Origin of the sequence: Streptomyces sp. NPDC001832 (genome assembly GCF_040297265.1) — a bacterium.
Lineage (GTDB): Bacteria > Actinomycetota > Actinomycetes > Streptomycetales > Streptomycetaceae > Streptomyces.
In genome coordinates this window covers 84,529-102,863 of the sequence record NZ_JBEOYU010000015.1, presented here as the reverse complement: position 1 = coordinate 102,863, position 18,335 = coordinate 84,529, and the positions used below count along the sequence as shown (strand labels likewise).

Annotated in this window: 15 protein-coding genes and 4 pseudogenes; 6 read left to right on the top strand and 13 right to left on the bottom strand. The window is 68.4% G+C overall.

The annotated features are described in order from the left end of the window. Positions 1–6 precede the first annotated feature (6 nt). The 7 genes and pseudogenes from ABT115_RS15050 to ABT115_RS15020 form a co-directional block, all read right to left on the bottom strand. Positions 7–1,905 carry an AAA family ATPase gene (locus ABT115_RS15050; RefSeq protein ID WP_351788812.1) on the bottom strand — a complete coding sequence of 633 codons (1,899 nt, stop codon included), beginning with the start codon at positions 1,903–1,905 and terminating at the stop codon, positions 7–9. A gap of 14 nt (positions 1,906–1,919) precedes the next feature. Further along, positions 1,920–2,213 carry a hypothetical protein gene (locus tag ABT115_RS15045; protein ID WP_351788809.1) on the bottom strand — a complete coding sequence of 98 codons (294 nt, stop codon included), beginning with the start codon at positions 2,211–2,213 and terminating at the stop codon, positions 1,920–1,922. Beyond that, complete coding sequence (locus tag ABT115_RS15040; RefSeq protein WP_351788807.1) at positions 2,213–2,452, bottom strand: hypothetical protein; 240 nt, start codon at positions 2,450–2,452, stop codon at positions 2,213–2,215. The genes ABT115_RS15045 and ABT115_RS15040 overlap by 1 nt, the downstream gene beginning before the upstream one ends. Positions 2,453–2,847: 395 nt before the next feature. Then, a pseudogene (locus tag ABT115_RS15035) lies at positions 2,848–3,129 on the bottom strand (WhiB family transcriptional regulator); the annotation flags it as partial. Continuing rightward, positions 3,126–3,716: a hypothetical protein gene (locus ABT115_RS15030; RefSeq protein ID WP_351788805.1), complete on the bottom strand. Its 591-nt coding sequence runs from the start codon at positions 3,714–3,716 to the stop codon at positions 3,126–3,128. The gene ABT115_RS15030 and the pseudogene ABT115_RS15035, both read right to left, overlap by 4 nt. Positions 3,717–3,718: 2 nt before the next feature. Next, the gene (locus tag ABT115_RS15025) at positions 3,719–4,471 is read right to left on the bottom strand and encodes an exonuclease domain-containing protein (RefSeq protein ID WP_351788802.1); all 753 of its coding nucleotides are present in this window, start codon (positions 4,469–4,471) and stop codon (positions 3,719–3,721) included. After that, the gene (locus ABT115_RS15020; RefSeq protein WP_351788799.1) at positions 4,468–5,136 is read right to left on the bottom strand and encodes an ERF family protein; all 669 of its coding nucleotides are present in this window, start codon (positions 5,134–5,136) and stop codon (positions 4,468–4,470) included. The genes ABT115_RS15025 and ABT115_RS15020 overlap by 4 nt, the downstream gene beginning before the upstream one ends. A gap of 40 nt (positions 5,137–5,176) precedes the next feature. Between ABT115_RS15020 and ABT115_RS15015 the strand changes: the two genes are divergently transcribed. Further along, positions 5,177–5,359, top strand: a complete 183-nt coding sequence (locus tag ABT115_RS15015; RefSeq protein ID WP_351788796.1) for a hypothetical protein — start codon at positions 5,177–5,179, stop codon at positions 5,357–5,359. Here the strand turns inward: ABT115_RS15015 and ABT115_RS15010 are convergent. Beyond that, positions 5,332–6,816 (bottom strand): MFS transporter, encoded by a 1,485-nt coding sequence (locus ABT115_RS15010; protein WP_351788794.1) that lies wholly within the window; start codon positions 6,814–6,816, stop codon positions 5,332–5,334. The two genes, ABT115_RS15015 and ABT115_RS15010, sit on opposite strands and share 28 nt — an antisense overlap. Before the next feature lie 148 nt (positions 6,817–6,964). Between ABT115_RS15010 and dusB the strand changes: the two genes are divergently transcribed. The 4 genes and pseudogenes from dusB (at position 6,965) to ABT115_RS14990 (ending at position 14,005) form a co-directional block, all read left to right on the top strand. Beyond that, complete coding sequence (gene dusB / locus ABT115_RS15005; protein WP_351788791.1) at positions 6,965–8,143, top strand: tRNA dihydrouridine synthase DusB; 1,179 nt, start codon at positions 6,965–6,967, stop codon at positions 8,141–8,143. Positions 8,144–8,762: 619 nt separating this feature from the next. Beyond that, positions 8,763–11,525 (top strand): pyruvate, phosphate dikinase, encoded by a 2,763-nt coding sequence (ppdK, locus tag ABT115_RS15000; RefSeq protein WP_351788789.1) that lies wholly within the window; start codon positions 8,763–8,765, stop codon positions 11,523–11,525. 559 nt (positions 11,526–12,084) lie between these two features. Next, positions 12,085–13,058, top strand: a pseudogene (locus ABT115_RS14995) (ArsR/SmtB family transcription factor). A gap of 158 nt (positions 13,059–13,216) precedes the next feature. After that, on the top strand, positions 13,217–14,005 hold the full coding sequence (locus ABT115_RS14990) for a sulfite exporter TauE/SafE family protein (protein ID WP_351788786.1): 789 nt from the start codon (positions 13,217–13,219) through the stop codon (positions 14,003–14,005). Positions 14,006–14,028: 23 nt separating this feature from the next. Here the strand turns inward: ABT115_RS14990 and ABT115_RS14985 are convergent, their stop codons facing one another. Both ABT115_RS14985 and ABT115_RS30885 read right to left on the bottom strand, forming a co-directional pair. Next, the gene (locus ABT115_RS14985; RefSeq protein ID WP_351788783.1) at positions 14,029–14,652 is read right to left on the bottom strand and encodes a class F sortase; all 624 of its coding nucleotides are present in this window, start codon (positions 14,650–14,652) and stop codon (positions 14,029–14,031) included. A 109-nt stretch (positions 14,653–14,761) separates the two neighbouring features. Next, positions 14,762–14,914 (bottom strand): annotated as a pseudogene (locus ABT115_RS30885) (GVDTG sorting domain-containing protein); the annotation flags it as partial. 1,119 nt (positions 14,915–16,033) lie between these two features. Here ABT115_RS30885 and cutA point away from each other — a divergent pair. Beyond that, entirely contained in the window at positions 16,034–16,372 is a 339-nt protein-coding gene (cutA, locus tag ABT115_RS14975) for a divalent-cation tolerance protein CutA (RefSeq protein ID WP_351788780.1), read from the top strand. A 36-nt stretch (positions 16,373–16,408) separates the two neighbouring features. Here cutA and ABT115_RS14970 read toward each other — a convergent pair whose 3' ends face one another. The 3 genes and pseudogenes from ABT115_RS14970 to ABT115_RS14960 all read right to left on the bottom strand — a co-directional run bounded on the left by ABT115_RS14970 (position 16,409) and on the right by ABT115_RS14960 (position 18,132). After that, a complete protein-coding gene (locus ABT115_RS14970) occupies positions 16,409–17,020 on the bottom strand; it encodes a MepB family protein (RefSeq protein ID WP_502969095.1) in 612 nt (203 codons plus the stop codon). A gap of 202 nt (positions 17,021–17,222) precedes the next feature. Beyond that, positions 17,223–17,447: pseudogene (locus tag ABT115_RS14965) on the bottom strand (IS982 family transposase); the annotation flags it as partial. Beyond that, positions 17,419–18,132 (bottom strand): SanA/YdcF family protein, encoded by a 714-nt coding sequence (locus ABT115_RS14960; RefSeq protein ID WP_351788774.1) that lies wholly within the window; start codon positions 18,130–18,132, stop codon positions 17,419–17,421. The pseudogene ABT115_RS14965 and the gene ABT115_RS14960, both read right to left, overlap by 29 nt. Between the last annotated feature and the right edge of the window lie 203 nt (positions 18,133–18,335).

The following is an 18,335-nucleotide window of genomic DNA, read 5'->3' as shown; positions in this document are numbered from 1 at the left end:
CCTGTGTCAGGCGGCGGGGTGTGCGGGTTGGTCGGGGTGGCTGCCGGTGGTGGGGTCGCAGCCGATGTGGGTGTCGTATCCGCGGTTGGCCCGAAGGGGCTGGAGGGGGGTGCAGCAGATGGTGCAAAGGGGGGTTTCGGGGGTGGTGCTTTTCTCGTCCTCCCCCACACCTCCCCCCTCCCTAGAGGGGGAGCGGGGGGAGGGAGGTTTTGATGGGCCATCCCCCGGACCTCCCCCCGGTTGTGGGGGGATGTTTGACCTGGGGTTTTCTTCGAACTCCCCCGACCTCCCCCGGGAATCGGGGGGAGGTTGGTTGAAAGTTGAAGGGGGGAGGTTTGGGGGGAGGTCATTTGGGGGTGAATCGGACATCGGGGAGGGGGTGTTGTCCGCGCTGTACCGGTCTGCCCCGATAGGGGCGCCCTGAATGTCATCCCCCGTCCCTATTTGCGCCTCGTCAAAAGAGCCCCGACGCTTCCGAATCCGCACGGCTTCCTCAATACGGTCCTTCCGCATCTGAATGCCCCGGTCCGCACACCACCGGATCACCTTCGGACTGCCCCACCGGATGTCGACCCGGTCCGTGTCGAGGCGGCGCACCAACCACTCCGGGGTGCCGATCGCGGGCACATCGGGCCGCTGGTCAAGGGATTCGAGGACCACGGAGGTGACGGGCCGGCCGTCGGGCTTGTGCTCACCGTCGAGGGTGACGACCTTCAGCCCGAACTGGAGGTCGGCGCCTTCCTCGGAGTCCTTCTGCTTGCCGACCTTCATGGTGACGACGATGTTCTTGGCGCTGTCGCCCTTCTTGCTGACGTGCATCTCGGACTGCAACGCGCCCTTGGCGGCGGAGGCGCCGCGGCCGTGCTCGCCGACGTGCCCGGTGTGGTGGATCAGGAGGACGCAGGCTTCGGTGGCGCGGCGCAGGTCGTCCATGCGCTCGATGACGATGCCGAGTTCGGTGTTGGAGTTCTCCTCGACGCCGACGGAGACGCGTGCCTGGGTGTCGATGACGATCATTGCGGGTTGGAGGCGGCGCATCGCTTCGATGAGGGTGTCCCATTCGGGTCCGCGGGCCTGAACGGGGCGGGGCAGGAACAGAACGCCGTGCATCGGCCGCCCGTAGTGCTTCTCCCAGGCGCGGACGCGCTGGCGGATACCGCGGGCACCCTCGGCCACCAGGTAGACGACGGTGCCTTGCCGGACGTGGTGGCCGTGCCACTTCATGCCGGTGCCGACGTGCCCGGCGAGGTCGATGGTGACGAATGACTTCATGTGCCCGGACGGGCCGATGATCCGGGCAAGGGTGTCGAGGTGCAGGAGGTCACCGACGAGGGGTTCCAGCGTGGGCATGTTGTCGAGGCTGGACGCGTCGAGGAGCTCGGCGAGGAGCGCGTCGGCGGGGTCTCCGCTACGGCCGGCGGCGCGTTCTTTCTGCCGCTGGAGGTAGTCGTCGATGAATGTGACGGCCTGGCCGGGTTCGGCGTCGGGTGCGGTGGCCTGCTGGACGATGCGGCGGCCGAGGTCGGCTTCGGCGCGGAGGTCTGCGGCGGCGCGGACTTTCTCGGCGAAGTACTCGGGTTCGCCGCCTCCGGCGTGGTCGCCGACCTGGACGAGGTAGGCGATGCCTCCGGCACGGGTGAGGTGCTTTCGCTTCTCCAGCTCGATGCGCAGGGCGTTGGGGGTGATGGGCTGGCCGCTGTCGTAGAGGTGGCCGAGCGCGTCCCAGATCAGTTCGTGTGCGGGGCGGGCGAAGTCGCTGCCCTGGAGGATGGTGCGGACGTTCGGGATGTGCCTGGGGTTGTGCAGGCATCCGCCGATGACGTCCAGCTCGGCCTCCATGTCGTCCCGCATGTGGCCGTGCGGGTCCGCCTGGTCGCGCGGTTCGAGGTGGCGGACGTTCTCCACGTGGCGGCTCCTGCTCAAAAGAGGGTGGTTGGTTCGGGTGTGCAGTGGTGCTCGGTGACGTGGGGGTGAGGGCAGTTCGGGGGGTGCCAGCGGTCGATCCAGCGGAGCCGTGGGGTGCTGTGGGGGCCGCGGGTTTTGAGGCACCAGATGAGGCGGTGTGGGGTGCGGGCTTCGGCCTGCTGCTCGGGGGTGAGGGGCTGGAGGTCTGCGGTAATGAGCAGGGCGGCGTGGTGGCCGACGAGCTGGGTGAGGATGGGCGCACGGCACCCGGGGCAGTGGGTGCGGTCGGGTGCCGTGCGCCGGGCCATCAGGCGACCTTCAGGGCGGGGTATCCGGGGCAGGTGGCCGGGTGGCTGCTGCGGATCGTCTGGGCGAACGCCATGACTCGCTCGGCGCCGGTGACGATCTCGACGTACGCGCACCTCAAGCACTCGTATTTGGCGGCGGGCTGCTCGATCCACCTGCCGGTGCCGCGGGCCTGCTGGCCGAACTTGACGCTGAGGGCTCCGGTGATCTGCCGGCCGTCCGGCAGGGGGTAGGCGCTCACGCGGTGTCCTTGGTCGATCCGGTGCTCTGGAGGCGCCGGTCGGCGGAGGCGTTGGCGGCACGGGATGCCTCGCAGGGGGTTTCCCGGCGGGCGAGGTGGGCTTGGTAGTCGGCACGGGTGCTGCACTGGGTGCAGTCCCGGCCGCGCTGGTCACGCATCGTCTTGTCGGCGAGGTGGTGGCCTGTGATGCAGCCGGAGTGTCCGCAGGTGGGGGTTACGCGGCCGTTTGGATCCCGCCCGTTTGCGAGGACGAACGCGAGTTGGGTGGGGGTGTACCTGCGGCTGTTGACTGTGACGGGTTTGCTGCCGGTCCACCTGCTGTGGCCGTTGGCGATGAGTTGGGCGTGCTCCTCGTACACGCTGCGGAGTGTGTGAGCGGGTTTCTGGGGCTTGGGGGCGGTGGCGCTGCGGTTCCTGGCGTGTCGGCGGCGGATGCTGCGGCGCTCGTCCTCGGCGAGTCCGCCCCACACGCCCTCAGTGATGTTCTTGTCCAATGCCCACTGGAGGCACTGGTCCATGGCGGGGCACCGGCGGCAGATGGTTTTGGCCGTCTCGATTTGCAGGAGGGCGGGGCCGGTGTTGCCAGTGGGGAAGAACAGTTCGGGTTCCTCACCACGGCAGGCGGCGTTCGTGGCCCAGGTGTCGGCAGGCTGGAGGGTGTCGGGTGCTCGGCTCATCGCGCACCTGCCACGAACTCCGGCCAGACGCAGCCATCGAGGGCCTTCAGTGCCCGGTCCGGCGCAGTGGCGAGCGGGTAGCCGAGGCGGTGCAGACCCATGGCCATCGCGGTGTACGCGTCGGCCTGGTCGTACCGGCCCACACCTTCTGTGTGGTGTCCGTACCGGTCCGCGACACCGGAACGGACTTCGCCCTTGGTGGCGTTGCCGCGGCCGGTCGCGAACATCTTCAGGTTGGACGGCGGGACGATGCCGTACGGGACCTTCCGGCGGTGGCAGTACAAGCGGACCGCGCAGCGGAGGCCGGCGAGTTCTTCGTGTCCGGCGAGGTTGGCATGTCCGTAGGACGGGCCTTCCATGACGACCATGTCGGCGGCCTTGATGAAGCTGCTGACGGTGATGAGGAGGTAGTCGAGTCGGGCGTCTCCGCGGGTCTTGGTGCGGATGATGTCGGACCATCCGGCTCCGGCGACGCCGGTGCAGGTGAGGGACAGGTCAAGGCCGATGACGAGGGGGCCGGGCCCCGCGGCCGGGCGGGGGGTCAGCCCGGCCGCGGGAGCCTGGTCGAACAGAGTGGGCGCGGTCACGGTCACTGGGCACCGCCCCGCTGGGCGGGGACGAGCGGCCAGTGGCCGTCGATCACCTTGTCTGGGGCGCCGCCCTGCTCCGGGGTGGCCTTGGTCCGGAACCACTTCTGGAGCCCGGCCTGCTGCTCCGCCCGCCACGCCTTCTGAGCGGCGAACAGCTCCTGCGGTCCGTACGTCTGGAGCTGCGGGTACCGGTCGAACTGCGCCTCGGCGATGAGGAGCGCGGCAAGCGCGTCGGCCTCGGCTGTGTGCCAGTCCTCCAACTCGACGCCGTACCGGTCGCAGGTCGGCTTGAGCTTCCGCATGCCGGTGCCCTGGACGTACTTGTCGACCTGCTTGTCGATGACGTGCGGGTCGACCAGCGGCAGGGCGGCGAGACCGGGCAGGCGCTCGCTCATCGGCGCGAGGCGGTGGCGTTCCAGCTCGCGGGTGAGGACGGTCCAGTCGTAGGAGAGGTTGAACGCGATCACGGGCATGCCGTAGGCGAGGGCCTGCGCGAGCCGGTCGGCCAGTTCGTCCAGCGCGGTCGCCGGGCCCTGTCCCTCGGACTGCGCGCGGGCGTCGTCGATGCCGTGGATCTCGGTGGTCTCGGGCGGGATCGGGACTCCGGGGTTGATGAGCCAGCTCATCGTGTGGTCCGGGCGGTCGCCGCCGCGGACGATGAGGGCGGCGGTGACGATGCGGGCTTCGTTGGAATCGGGTGCGGTGGTCTCGGTGTCGAACGCGACCTTGCGGATGGTGGCGAAGGTGTTCATGCGGCACCGCCCGCGATGCGCTCCTGACCGATACGGAAGAGGAACGCGCCCAACTTCTCGTCGTCGCCGACCTCGTTGATGACGCTCGCCTCGTAGAGACCGGCCTGCTTGATCTCGTAATTGATCTGCGCAAGGCGCTGGCGAGACGTGTTCTGTTCGAGGATCTCGTCGCGGTATGAAACCGCCGATCGCACCGGTGCCTCACCGCGCTCCACGTAGGACGTGTCCGGGTCCTTGTCGTGCGTCGGAGTCAACCCGCCCGTCAGGAGCAGCACCCGCAAGGCCACACTCTGGGCCTTGGCAGTGCCCTTGTCCGCCGAGTCGAGGGCTTCACCCTGTGTCTGAAGCGTGAGGGTGTCGCCCTTCGGGCCGACGATCAGCCACGAGACGCGCACGGTGCACTCGCGCATCTTGTTGCCCTTGCTGGTCGTGGTGTCGCGGTACGACGCATCCACCTGCACAGGCAGGACATTGATGCCGTGCCGCAGCGTGACCGGGCCGAACGTGTTCACCACGGTGTCGACGCCGCGGAAATTGAACCGGGTACCGCCGCCGTTGTACTGCTCGCCCTTGGCGATGGCACGGATGTCTTTGCGGACACGCAGCCATGCAATGTGGACGGGCACCATGGCCGGGTCGTCGTTGCCCGGCTCGTAGTCGGCCATCGGGTCCGGTGCCGGGGCGAACTCGGCGGGTGCCGGGAGGGTGGAGTCCTCGGTGGCCGGTGCCTCGTTGGCACCCCGCGCTCACGCCACCCTGCGCGGCGGCCGCGGACTCAGCAGCACCTTCAGCACCACCGCGGCCGCCATGGTGACGTACCTTCCCGCCGACGACGAGACCAGCCGGCGGCTGCGGTGCCTTCAGGCCCTGGAGCTCGCCGACACCTGATCCCCGACGGGGACACCCGTCCGCGCCTCCAGCCGCTCCGCGGTCCGACGCGCCGTCTCCAACGCCCAGGGCCCGCTGGTCAGTGCCCCCACCAGCAGGACGCACAGCCCGCACCCGGTGAGGATCCACCACGCGGGCTTGCTCGCGTCCACGAAGGCGGTCGCGTACTCGGCGCCGCGCGGCGCCCCGGTGCCGGCCACGCCCGCCGCCAGCACCGCACCGATCACGGCGACCCCGAGCGTTCCGCCGATCTGCCGGCTGGTCGAGGCGACCGCCGCCGCCACACCGGCCTGCGAGCGCGGCATCCCGGAGACCGCCGTGTTGGTGATCGGCGCGTTCACCATGCCGAAGCCGAGGCCGAACAGCACATAGCCGGTGAACAGCAGGGCATCGTCCGTCTCAGCGTCGAACGCGGCGAACAACAGCCCGCACGCCGTCATGGCCACACCCGCCACCAGCAGCGACAGTCGCGGCCCCCGGCTTGCGACGAGCCGACCCGACAGCGGTGCGCAGACAAAGGTCAGGGCCGCCATCGGCAGCATGTACAGACCGGCATGCAGAGCGCTCAGACCGCGCACGTTCTGCAGATACAGCGTGTTGAGGAAGAGGAACCCGCTCAGTGCGGCGAAGGCGCAGACTGCTATGGCGGTGGCACCGCTGAACGGGGCGCTGCGAAAGAACCGCAGATCGATGAGGGGCTCGGTGCGCCTTGGCTCGTACAGCAGCAGCCCGACGAGCGAGCACACGGCGAGCCCGGCGAACACCAGGATCCGCGGCGAGGCCCAGCCCGCCGAGGGCGCCTCGATGATCGCGTACGTCAGCGAACCGAGCAGCCCGATCACCAGCAGCTGCCCCACAGGATCGGGGCGGCGCGGCTTCGGGGCGCGGGACTCGGGGACGTACCGCCAGGTGAGCAGCAGCGCGGCGAGACCGACCGGAAGATTGATCCAGAAGATCGACCGCCAGCCGACCGACTCCACCAGCAGGCCGCCCACCACCGGGCCCGCCGCCATGGAGATGCCGACGACACCGCCCCACACCCCGATGGCGCGGGCCCGCTCGCGCGGGTCGGTGAAGGTGTTGGTGATGATCGACATCGCGACGGGGTTGAGCATCGAGCCGCCCACCGCCTGCACCATCCGGAACGCCACCAGCGACTCCAGATTCGGCGCCAGGGAGCAGAGCACCGAGCCGAGGGTGAAGAGGATGAGTCCGATCTTGAAGACCTTCCGGCGCCCTATCCGGTCGGCGGTGGAGCCCGCGAGCATCAGCAGCGAGGCGAGGACGAGGGTGTAGGCGTCGATCGTCCACTGCATGCCCGCGACGGTGGCGTGCAGTTCCTTCTGGATGGAGGGCAGGGCGACGTTGAGGACGGTGTTGTCGAGACTGACGATCAGCAGGCTCATGCAGCAGATCGCCAGCACCAGCTGCCGTCTGCGGGGGCTCAGCTCGGGCATACATGGATAGTAAGGTCAAGACCGACCGGCAACATGGGCGGCGGCGCCGCGAGGCCGGGCACGCACGTCTGCGGCGTTGTCGTGGATCAGGCCGTAACTGACGAACTTTGCTGACGGGCCGCTCCGCGCCGTACGCGACAATGGAGCAATGACCACGCTCGCCCCCTCGCTCCCGCTGCTCCGGATCGGCCCCCATACGGTGCAGCCGCCGGTGGTGCTCGCCCCCATGGCCGGCATCACCAACGCTCCGTTCCGCACCCTGTGCCGAGAGTTCTCCGGCGGCAAGGGGCTGTTCGTCAGCGAGATGATCACCACGCGGGCGCTGGTCGAGCGTAATGAGAAGACCATGCAGCTCATCCACTTCGACGCGAGCGAGACCCCGCGCTCGATCCAGTTGTACGGAGTGGACCCGGTCACCGTCGGCAAGGCCGTCCGCATGATCGTCGACGAGAACCTCGCCGACCACATCGACCTGAACTTCGGCTGTCCGGTCCCCAAGGTGACCCGCAAGGGCGGCGGTTCCGCGCTCCCGTACAAGCGGCCGCTGCTGCGCGCGATCCTCAACCAGGCGGTCTCCAACGCGGGCGATCTGCCGGTCACCATCAAGATGCGCAAGGGTATCGACGACGACCACACCACGTACCTCGACGCGGGCCGGATCGCGGTCGAGGAGGGTGTCACGGCCGTGGCCCTGCATGGCAGGACGGCCGCCCAGCACTACGGCGGCACTGCCGACTGGGAAGCCATCGCCCGCCTCAAGGAGCATGTCCCGGAGATCCCGGTCCTCGGCAACGGCGACATCTGGTGCGCGGACGACGCCCGCCGGATGATGCGCGAGACCGGTTGCGACGGCGTGGTCGTGGGCCGCGGCTGCCTGGGCCGCCCCTGGCTCTTCGGCGATCTGGTGAGCGCGTTCGAGGGTGCGGAGGCCCACGCCCCCGGCTCGGGCCAACCCCGTACCGGGGCGACGCCGGATCTGCGCGAGGTCGCGGCCGTCATGCTGCGGCACGCGACGCTGCTGGGGGAGTGGATCGGCGACGAGACCCGTGGCGTGATCGACTTCCGCAAGCACGTCGCCTGGTACCTCAAGGGCTTCTCGGTCGGCTCCGAGATGCGCAAGAAGCTGGCGGTCACCTCGTCGCTGGACGAGCTGGGCGGTCAGCTGCAGGAGCTGGACCTGGACCAGCCGTGGCCGGACGGCGCGGACGGGCCGCGCGGGCGCACCTCGGGCAACAACCGGGTGGTGCTGCCGGACGGCTGGCTGAAGGACCCGTACGACTGCGCGGGAGTGGGCGCGGACGCGGAGCTGGACACCTCGGGCGGCTGAGAACCGCTCCCGGAATCTGAAGGGGCCCGGCAGGGCCCTCCGGTCCTGAGAGGCACGTGGCGTCATAGGCACCGCGTGCCTCTTGCTTTACTCGCTCATCTGAGCGCTATTTCGAACCAGATTCGACGATATTCAGCCAAGGGTGAGTCTTGATGTGCCCGGAGCGGATGCCCTGCATCGAATCCGCTCACGCTCGGCTGCGCCTTGATGATCAAAGAGTGACCAAAGGGTGTTCCCTGTTGGTCCGGATGGTGACATCTGAGCGTCGACCGTAGAGTGATTCTCGCCACTCTGAGAATCCTGTCGCTCAAATGAGCGACAATTTGGGAGCTGTACTTCTCAAATGGTGGCACTGGGTGCCAAGGGGCTTCGCTTTGATCGATCGATGCTTCCATGGCGCTGAGTGGTCAAATGGCGGGGCACTGGTTGCACCCAGTGCTTGTTCATTCAAGAAATGAAGACATGCACTCGATTGAGGGACAGGCCATTCCACTTTCGATCTGCTGGCGAACGGTGGTTGAGGCCTCATGACGCGCAAGTGGACGTACCCAGACACCTTCGATCTGGGTATGTTCCTCGCCGTCAGGGCAGCCACCGCGTCCTCGAGGAGCCGAGACCCGTGTCGGAAAACAAAGATCCCCACGTATCCACCCCGGAATCCCGGGACCCGCAGGGCCAGAAGTTCGTCTATGACTTCACCGAGGGCAACAAGGATCTGAAGGACCTGCTCGGCGGGAAGGGTGCCAACCTCGCCGAGATGACCAATCTCGGGCTGCCCGTCCCCCCGGGCTTCACCATCACCACCGAGGCGTGCAAGGTCTACCTCGACAGTGGCGAGGAGCCGACGGAGCTGCGCGACGAGGTCAGCGCACATCTCGACGCCCTTGAGGCGCGGATGGGCAAGAAGCTCGGCCAGGCGGACGACCCGCTGCTGGTCTCGGTCCGCTCCGGCGCGAAGTTCTCGATGCCCGGCATGATGGACACGGTCCTCAACATCGGCCTCTCCGACAAGTCCGTGGTCGGTCTCGCCGCCCAGGCCGGCGACGAGCGGTTCGCGTGGGACTCCTACCGCCGCCTCATCCAGATGTTCGGCAAGACCGTCCTCGGTGTCGACGGCGACCTCTTCGAGGACGCGCTGGAGGCGGCGAAGGAGGCCAAGGGCGTCACGGTCGATGTGGATCTCGGTGCGGCCGACCTGAAGAAGCTGGTCAAGCAGTTCAAGAAGATCGTCTCGCGGGACGCCGGACGTGACTTCCCACAGGACCCGCGCGAGCAGATGGACCTGGCCATAAAGGCCGTCTTCGACTCGTGGAACACCGACCGGGCCAAGCTCTACCGCCGCCAGGAGCGCATCCCCGGTGACCTCGGCACGGCGGTCAACATCTGCTCGATGGTCTTCGGCAACCTCGGTCCCGACTCCGGTACGGGTGTCGCGTTCACCCGGGACCCGGCCAGCGGCCACCAGGGCGTCTACGGCGACTACCTGCAGAACGCGCAGGGCGAGGACGTCGTCGCCGGTATCCGCAACACCGTGCCGCTCGCCGATCTGGAGTCGATCGACAAGAAGTCGTACGACCAGCTGATGCAGATCATGGAAGCCCTCGAAACGCACTACAAGGACCTGTGCGACATCGAGTTCACCATTGAGCGCGGCCGGCTGTGGATGCTTCAGACCCGGGTCGGCAAGCGCACCGCCGGCGCCGCCTTCCGGATCGCGACGCAGCTCGTCGACCAGGGCCTGATCGACGAGGCCGAGGCGCTCCAGCGGGTCAACGGGGCGCAGCTCGCACAGCTGATGTTCCCGCGCTTCGATGACACAGGAGTCGCCGACGGGAACGGGCCGCAGCTGCTCGGTCGCGGTATTGCCGCGTCGCCGGGCGCCGCCGTCGGCAAGGCCGTCTTCGACTCGTACACCGCGGTGAAGTGGTCCCGGTCCGGCGAGAAGGTCATCCTCATCCGCCGCGAGACCAACCCCGACGACCTCGACGGCATGATCGCGGCCGAGGGCATCCTGACCTCGCGCGGCGGCAAGACCTCGCACGCCGCGGTCGTCGCACGCGGCATGGGCAAGACCTGTGTCTGCGGCGCCGAGGAACTCGAAGTCGACACCAAGCGCCGCCGGATGACGGTGGGCGGCCGGGTCATCGAGGAGGGCGACGTCGTCTCCATCGACGGCTCCACCGGCAAGGTGTACCTCGGCGAGGTCCCCGTCGTGCCGTCCCCGGTCGTCGAGTACTTCGAGGGCCGGATGCACGCGGGCGCCGACGACGCCGACGAGCTGGTCGCCGCCGTGCACCGGATCATGGCGTACGCGGACCGGGTACGCCGGCTGCGGGTGCGGGCCAACGCGGACAACGCCGAGGACGCGCTGCGCGCCCGCCGCTTCGGCGCCCAGGGCATCGGCCTGTGCCGTACCGAGCACATGTTCCTCGGCGAGCGCCGCGAGCTGGTCGAGAAGCTGATCCTCGCGGACACCGACGCCGAGCGCGAGTCCGCGCTGGACGAGCTGCTTCCGCTCCAGAAGGCCGACTTCATCGAGCTGTTCGAGGCGATGGACGGACTGCCCGTCACCGTACGGCTGCTCGACCCGCCGCTGCACGAGTTCCTTCCCGACATCACCGAGCTCTCGGTACGGGTCGCGCTCGCCGAGTCCCGCAAGGACGCCAACGAGAACGACCTGCGTCTGCTCCAGGCCGTGCACAAGCTGCACGAGCAGAACCCGATGCTCGGACTGCGCGGGGTCCGTCTCGGTCTCGTCATCCCCGGCCTGTTCGCCATGCAGGTACGGGCGATCGCCGAGGCCGCGGCGATGCGCAAGAACGCCAAGGGCGACCCGCGCGCCGAGATCATGATTCCGCTCGTCGGCACGGTCCAGGAGCTGGAGATCGTCCGCGAGGAGGCCGACCAGGTCATCGCCGAGGTCGAGGCCGCCACCGGCACCCAGCTGAAGCTCACCATCGGCACGATGATCGAGCTGCCCCGCGCCGCGCTGACCGCCGGTCAGATCGCCGAGGCCGCACAGTTCTTCTCCTTCGGTACGAACGACCTGACCCAGACGGTATGGGGCTTCTCCCGTGACGACGTGGAGGCCTCGTTCTTCACCGCGTACCTGGAGAAGGGCATCTTCGGGGTGTCGCCGTTCGAGACGATCGACAAGGACGGCGTCGGCTCACTGGTCCGCAGCGCCGTCGAGGCCGGCCGGGCCACCCGCCCGGACCTGAAGCTTGGCGTCTGCGGCGAGCACGGCGGCGACCCGGAGTCGGTGCACTTCTTCCACGAGGTGGGCCTGGACTATGTGTCCTGCTCACCGTTCCGCATTCCCGTCGCCCGTCTGGAGGCGGGCCGGGCTGCGGCGGACTCGAAGGGCAGCGACAGCCGCTGACCCGGCACCACACTCCTGACTCCGGAACTGTCGTCGGTTCGCCCGGTCCCTCACCGACGCGACGGAAACTCCGGAACTCCCAGAGGCGGCGGCACCCCTGTGCGGGATGCCGCCGCTTCGTTTTGTTCTGGGGGAAATGGTTGTTCGAGGTTGTTTCTTTCCTTCGTTCAATACGCAAAGAATGCTCGATACGCAAAGAAACAGGCTGGGAACGGACCGGGGTGCGGCCAACGGATCCCCATCCGAGGGCCGCACCCGGCTTACGACCTCGCCCACGATTGTCAGCGGCTTCGCGGTGCCGATCGTGGGCGAAGTCGTTACCCCTGTCGGGTACGGAGCCGCACCGTCGCCGACCGCCGCCGAACGAGCAAAGCCCCCCACGGCCTTCACTCGCTCTCCCGGTGGCTCCGGATTCGTACCCGACGTCGTACAGCTTTTCCGGAGACGGCATGCGGAGGCGAGACGTTTCACCTCTGGCCGAAACCCCGTGGTGACGTGTAGTTACGGATCGCATACCCTTGCGTGGGGGGAAATTGCAGGTGCAACAGGTGGGGGTTCGGTGCTGCGTATCCATATGTCCGGAGTGGACCTTTCCAAGGTGCGGATGGCCACCCGGCCGGACGCGCTGTGGGAAACCACGCTGAGTTTCCATCGGCTGAGGGACCGACGTGGTTCCACGGTGTTCGGAAATGGCGTACGGAAACCCGACCCAGGTTGAATGGTGAAGTACGTCTGCTGGCCACCGTAATTCCACCACGCGGCTATTTCCCGGACTTCCTGACGCCTTCTCAGGAAGGTAGCGAGCCGTACGGCATCGACGCCGGAATTGAAGCGTTGCGCGACACCCCGCACCGGCGGATCCGCGCCGAACTTGCCCTGCTGGGCGCCGAACGCCGCGAGGCGGGCCGCACCCCGGACGGCTGCGCCGAATCGCTCGGCCGGCTCATCGGCGCCCTGCGCAGTTACCACCGCGCCGCGATCGAACCATACTGGCCGCACATCCAGGCCAGCGTCGAGGCCGACCGCGCCGTCCGCGGCCGCGCCCTCCTGGACGGCGGGGCAGAAGAACTGCTCGCCTCGCTCCCGCCCATGATCCGCTGGCGGGCACCCGTGCTGGAGGCGGACTACCCCGTCGACCGTGAACTCCATCTGGATGGACGGGGGTTACTGCTCCAGCCGTCCTACTTCTGCCGCGTCACCCCGGTTGTCTACCGGGACCCGAAGCTCCCACCGGTCCTCGTCTACCCGGTCACCCACTCCCGCGCCCCGGTCTTCGCGGAACCGGGGCCCTGGCTCGGCCGGCTCCTCGGCAATACCCGCTCGACGGTCCTGAGGGCCATCGGCGACGGCTGCACGACCAGCGAACTCGCCCGCCGAGCAGGAGTCTCCTTGGCCTCGGCGAGCCAGCACGCCTGTGTACTGCGCGAGGCAGGCCTGATCCACACCCTGCGGCACGGCAGTTCGGTCCTGCACACGCTGACCCCGCTGGGCGGATCGCTGCTCCGGGGCGGCGCGCCACTCGCCATGTCCTGACGCCGGAGGGGGCGCCGGTCGGACGGGCCGGACGGGTCCGGATTCCGCCGGGCCCGCAAGGGGCCGAAGGCCCGGGAACCTCAGAGTTGGCTCAGCTTTCCCGCGATCCGGCCGAAGCCGTTGGACGGGACACGCATCGCCTCCCTAGGGTCGCGACCATGCCCGACATAGCACTCACCACCCTGGCCGTCCTCTGCCTCGCCGCAGCCGCGGCCGGCTGGATCGACGCGGTGGTCGGCGGCGGCGGACTGCTTCTGCTGCCCGCCCTGCTGCTCGGCCTGCCGCACGTCCCGGCCGCCCACGTCCTCGGCACGAACAAGGCGATCGCGATCGTCGGCACGTCGGGCGCCGCCGTGACGTATGTCCGCAAGGCACCGGTGAAGGTCGGGACGGCCCTGCGGATCGGCCTCGCGGCGCTGGCCGGATCGATGGCCGGTGCGTTCTTCGCCGCCGGGATCAGCAGCGAGGTGCTGCGCCCGGTCATCATGGTCGTGCTGCTGGCGGTCGCGGCGTTCGTGATGCTGCGGCCCTCGTTCGGCAGGGCGACGGACGACGGTACGCGGCACAAGGTCACCCGGGCCCGCACCGTCACCGCGATCGTGCTGGTCGGCGGCGGCATCGGCTTCTACGACGGGCTGTTCGGCCCCGGCACCGGAACGTTTCTGGTGCTGGCGCTGACCGCGGTGCTCCACCTCGATCTGGTGACGGCGTCCGCCACCGCCAAGATCGTCAACGTCTGCACCAACGGCGGGGCGCTGGCGATGTTCGCCTACCAGGGCAGCGTGATATGGCAACTTGCCGCGCTGATGGCGGTGTTCAACCTGGCGGGTGGACTGATCGGGGCGCGGATGGCGCTCAGGAAGGGCAGCGAGTTCGTCCGCGGGGTGCTGCTGGTCGTGGTGTTCTCGCTGGTTGCCAAGTTGGCGTTCGACCAGTGGACGGCATGAACGACGGGCGGCGAACGGCAGGTTCACCGCACCTTGGTGAGGTGTGCGTACGCCACCACATTGCCCTGGTAGCCCGTCGTCTTCGAGAATCCGCCGCCGCAGGTGATCAGCCGCAGCGAGGCGTAGGGCGAGGCACCGTACACCCGTTTGTCGGGGAAGTTCTTGCTTTCGTAGACCTCGATCGCGTCGATTGAGAAGACGGCGGTACGCCCGTCCCGGCGGACCACCTCGACCGTGCTGCCCTTCTGCAGCGCGCCCAGGTTGTAGAAGACCGACGGCCCCTGTGCGTTGTCGACATGACCGGCGACGATCGCGCTGCCCTTGGAGCCGGGCGGAGTGCCGTCCCGGTACCAGCCGACGACGTCACGGTTCCCGGCAGGCGGCACATCGAGACTGCCGTCGGCCCCGAGCCCCAGTCGCATCATTGGTGCGTCCACCCGGATGCTCGGGATCCGGATGCGGACAGGCGCCGAGGGCTTCAGCGGTTCGGCGACCGGAGACCCCGGCTGCGGCGCGGGGCCGCCCGCGAAGGCCTGGCCGGCGGTCGGCTGGGGCGGGATCAGTTCGGCGCCGGCGCCGTGACCGATCAGCCAGACACCGGCCAGCGCTGCGACGACCAGCAGCCAACTCTCGGCCTTCTCGGGCACGATCGTCCTCCGGATGCCGAAATGGGGACGGTACGGGGCAGTCCCGTCCCGGTGGCGCGCGGCCACCGGGACGGAAACCAGGCGGTACGGAGACGTGAATCCGTCGCCGTCAGCCGGCTCCCTGCGTGCCGCTCGCCCGGCGACGCAGGAGCCAGGCTCCGCCGACGGCGGTCGCGGCGAGTACGCCGGCGCCCGCCGCGATCTGGGTGGTGTCGGGCCCAACGCTGCCGCCGACGCCTGTTTTGACGTGCCCGCTGGGGGCGTTGGGTGCGGATGAGCCGTCGCGACCGGACGAGGAGCCGTCACGCCCGGACTGGTCGTCGTCTTCGGACGAGTCGTCGCGACCGGACGAGTTGCCGTGCCCGGACGAGTTGTCCCGCCCGGACGAGTCGTCTTGCCTGGACTGGCGGTTGTTTTCAGATGAGTCGTCGCGACCGGACGAGCTCTCATGCCGGGACGAGTTGTCGCGTCCGGATGACGAGCTGTCGTGTTCTGCCGAGCCCTCGTCCTCGGACGGCTTCCAGCTCTCACGCCCGTTCGAGCCCTCGTTCCCGGAGCGGATGCCGAGCCCGGACAGGGCGTCGAGCCCGCCGACCGAGTCGAGCAGCGAGGGGACATTGAGGCCGGAGGGATTGTTGAGGCTGAAGGGGGTGTCGTGCCCGGAACCGGCGGATTCTTCCGTTGCTTCCTCGTCGGTCTGCGCTTTTGGGCCGCCATTGGCCCATGGTGCGGCCGCCGAGCTGTCCCGCAGCGCGCCGGCATCACCCGCGTACGCGGAAGCCCCGGCGGTGAAGAGGCCGAGCGTGGCTATGGTGACCGCCGAAGCGGCGGTACCGGTCACTAGGCGTGCAGGACGCATGGGGGTTTCCTCCGGCAACTGCGCAAGTAGGTGTGTCCTGACCTCGAGCTAACGGCCGGTCCGCCACCCATGCCTGCTGACATGAAGTCAGCTTTCACCTGAACGGCTCGGCGCGGCATTCTTGCCGAACGGTATCTGCGCAGGTCGCAGTGGTGATCGAAGCGAGGATGGCCGGTCCCTTACCGTCCGGTGCCGATTGGGTGATGCCACCCTGGAGAGGAGTGGCGCACATCACATGCATGACCTCGTGGCTGTCGGGCACACGCATGACACCCCCCACGGGACGGTGGGCCAGGCCGCCCCGGCCGCCGCCCCCGCCGGGCCCATCCCCCCTGGGTCCGGCGGGGGCGGTTTCGTGCCGTGGCGTACCGCGGCACGGCGTCGCCCACGTGGATGTTGTGGGCGCCAGGGGATGGCCGTCCGTCCGTACGGCGTCCGACCGCCAGGCGCTGCGCCGCGACCTCCCCGACAATCGACGAAGGAGCAAGGATGCTCCGTAACCGACCCCCGAGGAGCCCGCAGGTGACGACGCCGGCATGGCTGACCGTACTGACCACGACGGACAGCGAGGAGAAGGCTCACTCCCTGGCGCAGGGCGCGGTGGAGGCGCGGCTCGCCGCCTGCGTACAGATCTCCGCGCCCGTCACCTCGGTCTACCGCTGGCAGAACGCCATCGAGACCACCGAGGAGTGGCAGCTACTGTTCAAGACGAGGGCCGAACGTTACGAGGAACTGGAAGCCCACCTCCTGGCAGCGCACGACTACGAAACACCGGAGATCGTGGCGATCCCGGTGCTACGGGGCAGCGCCCGCTACCTCGACTGGGTCTCGGCCGAGACCTCCCCGGACACCTCGCTCTAGACGAGTCATTCCGAATGATTCAGTGGTCATAGGCGATCAGCGATCGTGTGATGGGCTGGTCGTTCTTGTGGTTGTGCCAGCGCCGTCCTGCGGGTGGTAGAGCTCTTGGGCGCGGGCCAGGTCGATAGGACCGTGCTGGTGCAGGTGCAGGAAGAAGTCCAGCTGCCACGCCTGCGCACTGCTGGCCTGGCGGTTGGTGGTGATCACCCAGGGCGGGTAGACGCGGAAGGCTCGTTTCCCACCGGAACCGTTCGCTGATACGACACCGTGTTGGCGGAGAGCGTCCATGGGAAATACGAACTGGCCGAAGTGCTGATGGTCGCGGGTGCTGATGATAAAGAGGTCGACGGGGTCCGTGGCGTCGAAGGGCTGGATGGGCCCGGCCGGGGACCTCTTCCAGACGGTGACGAATTGGCCGACCTTGGTGGGGGTCGTCTTGGCTGCGCGGAACCGGATGGAGAGCCCGTTGAGAGTGAACTCGTGGGCAGCGTAAGCGGCACCCTCGGCTTCGGGCACTGGCTGCGAGCAGGTGAACCCGCAGGAGTCGTAGATGAGTGCCTTCGCCGCAATGAGATCTCCGTGGGTCGGGGCGGTGTTCAACCACGGTTTAGGGCGGAGATCGGATGAGTGCTCGCGGTTCGTCGGCATTCGTCCACCCTGCCACGGTTGCTTGGATGTAGTCGGCTCGGCTGGGGGACGCCACTCTCGTCGAGGCAATCCGAATACTGACGGAGTGTTCGGGAACGCAGACCGGGCGTCCAAGATCGTTGTGTGACGAACAACCTAGACGCCCTGTTGACACGGCGACACCCTCGAAGGTCCGGCCACCGTGCTGTTCCAGGTCGAGCAAGTCCGTATCGGCGGCAAGCAGCCGTATCGCCTTCTTGACCAGCGGCAACGCTGCCCGCAGCCGCTTGTTCCAACCCGGCTGCCTGGGCACGTACGGGAACATCGCTCCCAGTCGGGAGTCCACGAACCGCAGCCAGCGCGACTCTGAGGTGAAGCCCAACAGTGCCTGCGTGACAGCAAGCGTGACATGCCCGTCCCTACCGTTCGTCCGCCGCCAGGGCCTCCCTGATGCCGGGTTCCTCCGGCCCCAGGAAGTGCGGGTCGGGCTTGAACACGGCATCCAGCGCCGCCTTGCTCGCCGCGAACATCTCCCGCATCTCGCCGTAGTACCAGGTCACATCGTGTACGGCGTCGACGCCCACGCCGTACGCGTCGATCCCCGCGTTCCGGCACAGCGCGATCGCCCGTCGGATGTGAAACCCCTGGCTCACCAGCACCGCGCGGTCGACGCCGAAGACTTTCTTGGCCCGGACGCACGAGTCCCAGGTGTCGAACCCGGCGAAATCGCTCACGATCCGCTTGTCCGGCACGCCATGCGCCCTGAGATACGTGCGCATGGCGTCGGGTTCGTCGTACTCCTTCCGGCTGTTGTCACCGGTCACGAGCACAACCTTCACCTTCCCGTCCCGGTACAGCTCGGCGGCGGCGTCCAGCCGGTTCGCGAGATACGGCGACGGCTTGCCTTCCCAGAGACCGGCCCCGAACACCACGGCGACCTGCTGCGCGGGCGCGTCCGCGGTTGTCCTCACGCGGGCGTCGGCCACGGAGTAGATCCAGGTCGCGGGCGCCAGCGCCGCCACACAGGCGACCATCACCCCCTGCACGAGCCGCCGCTGCCCACGCCGCGTCCGCGGCCACTTCGACCGCAACCGGCCGAGCAGTCCCGGCCGTCCCGGCTGCTTCTCCCGCATAGGTGTCCCCTGCTCGTGCCCTGTGCCGGGCCGCCCCACATGATCGGACGAGCGATGGGGGGAAACGGTTCTCCATATCCCAGCTCTCCAACGAGGAGGACGGGGTCGCGCAAGTCATTGAGAGGCTCTTTGGTGGCGCGGCCTGACACCAGTACCTGGCCTGACACCGATCACTGCGGCTCCGTCGAGTGAGGATTGAACGC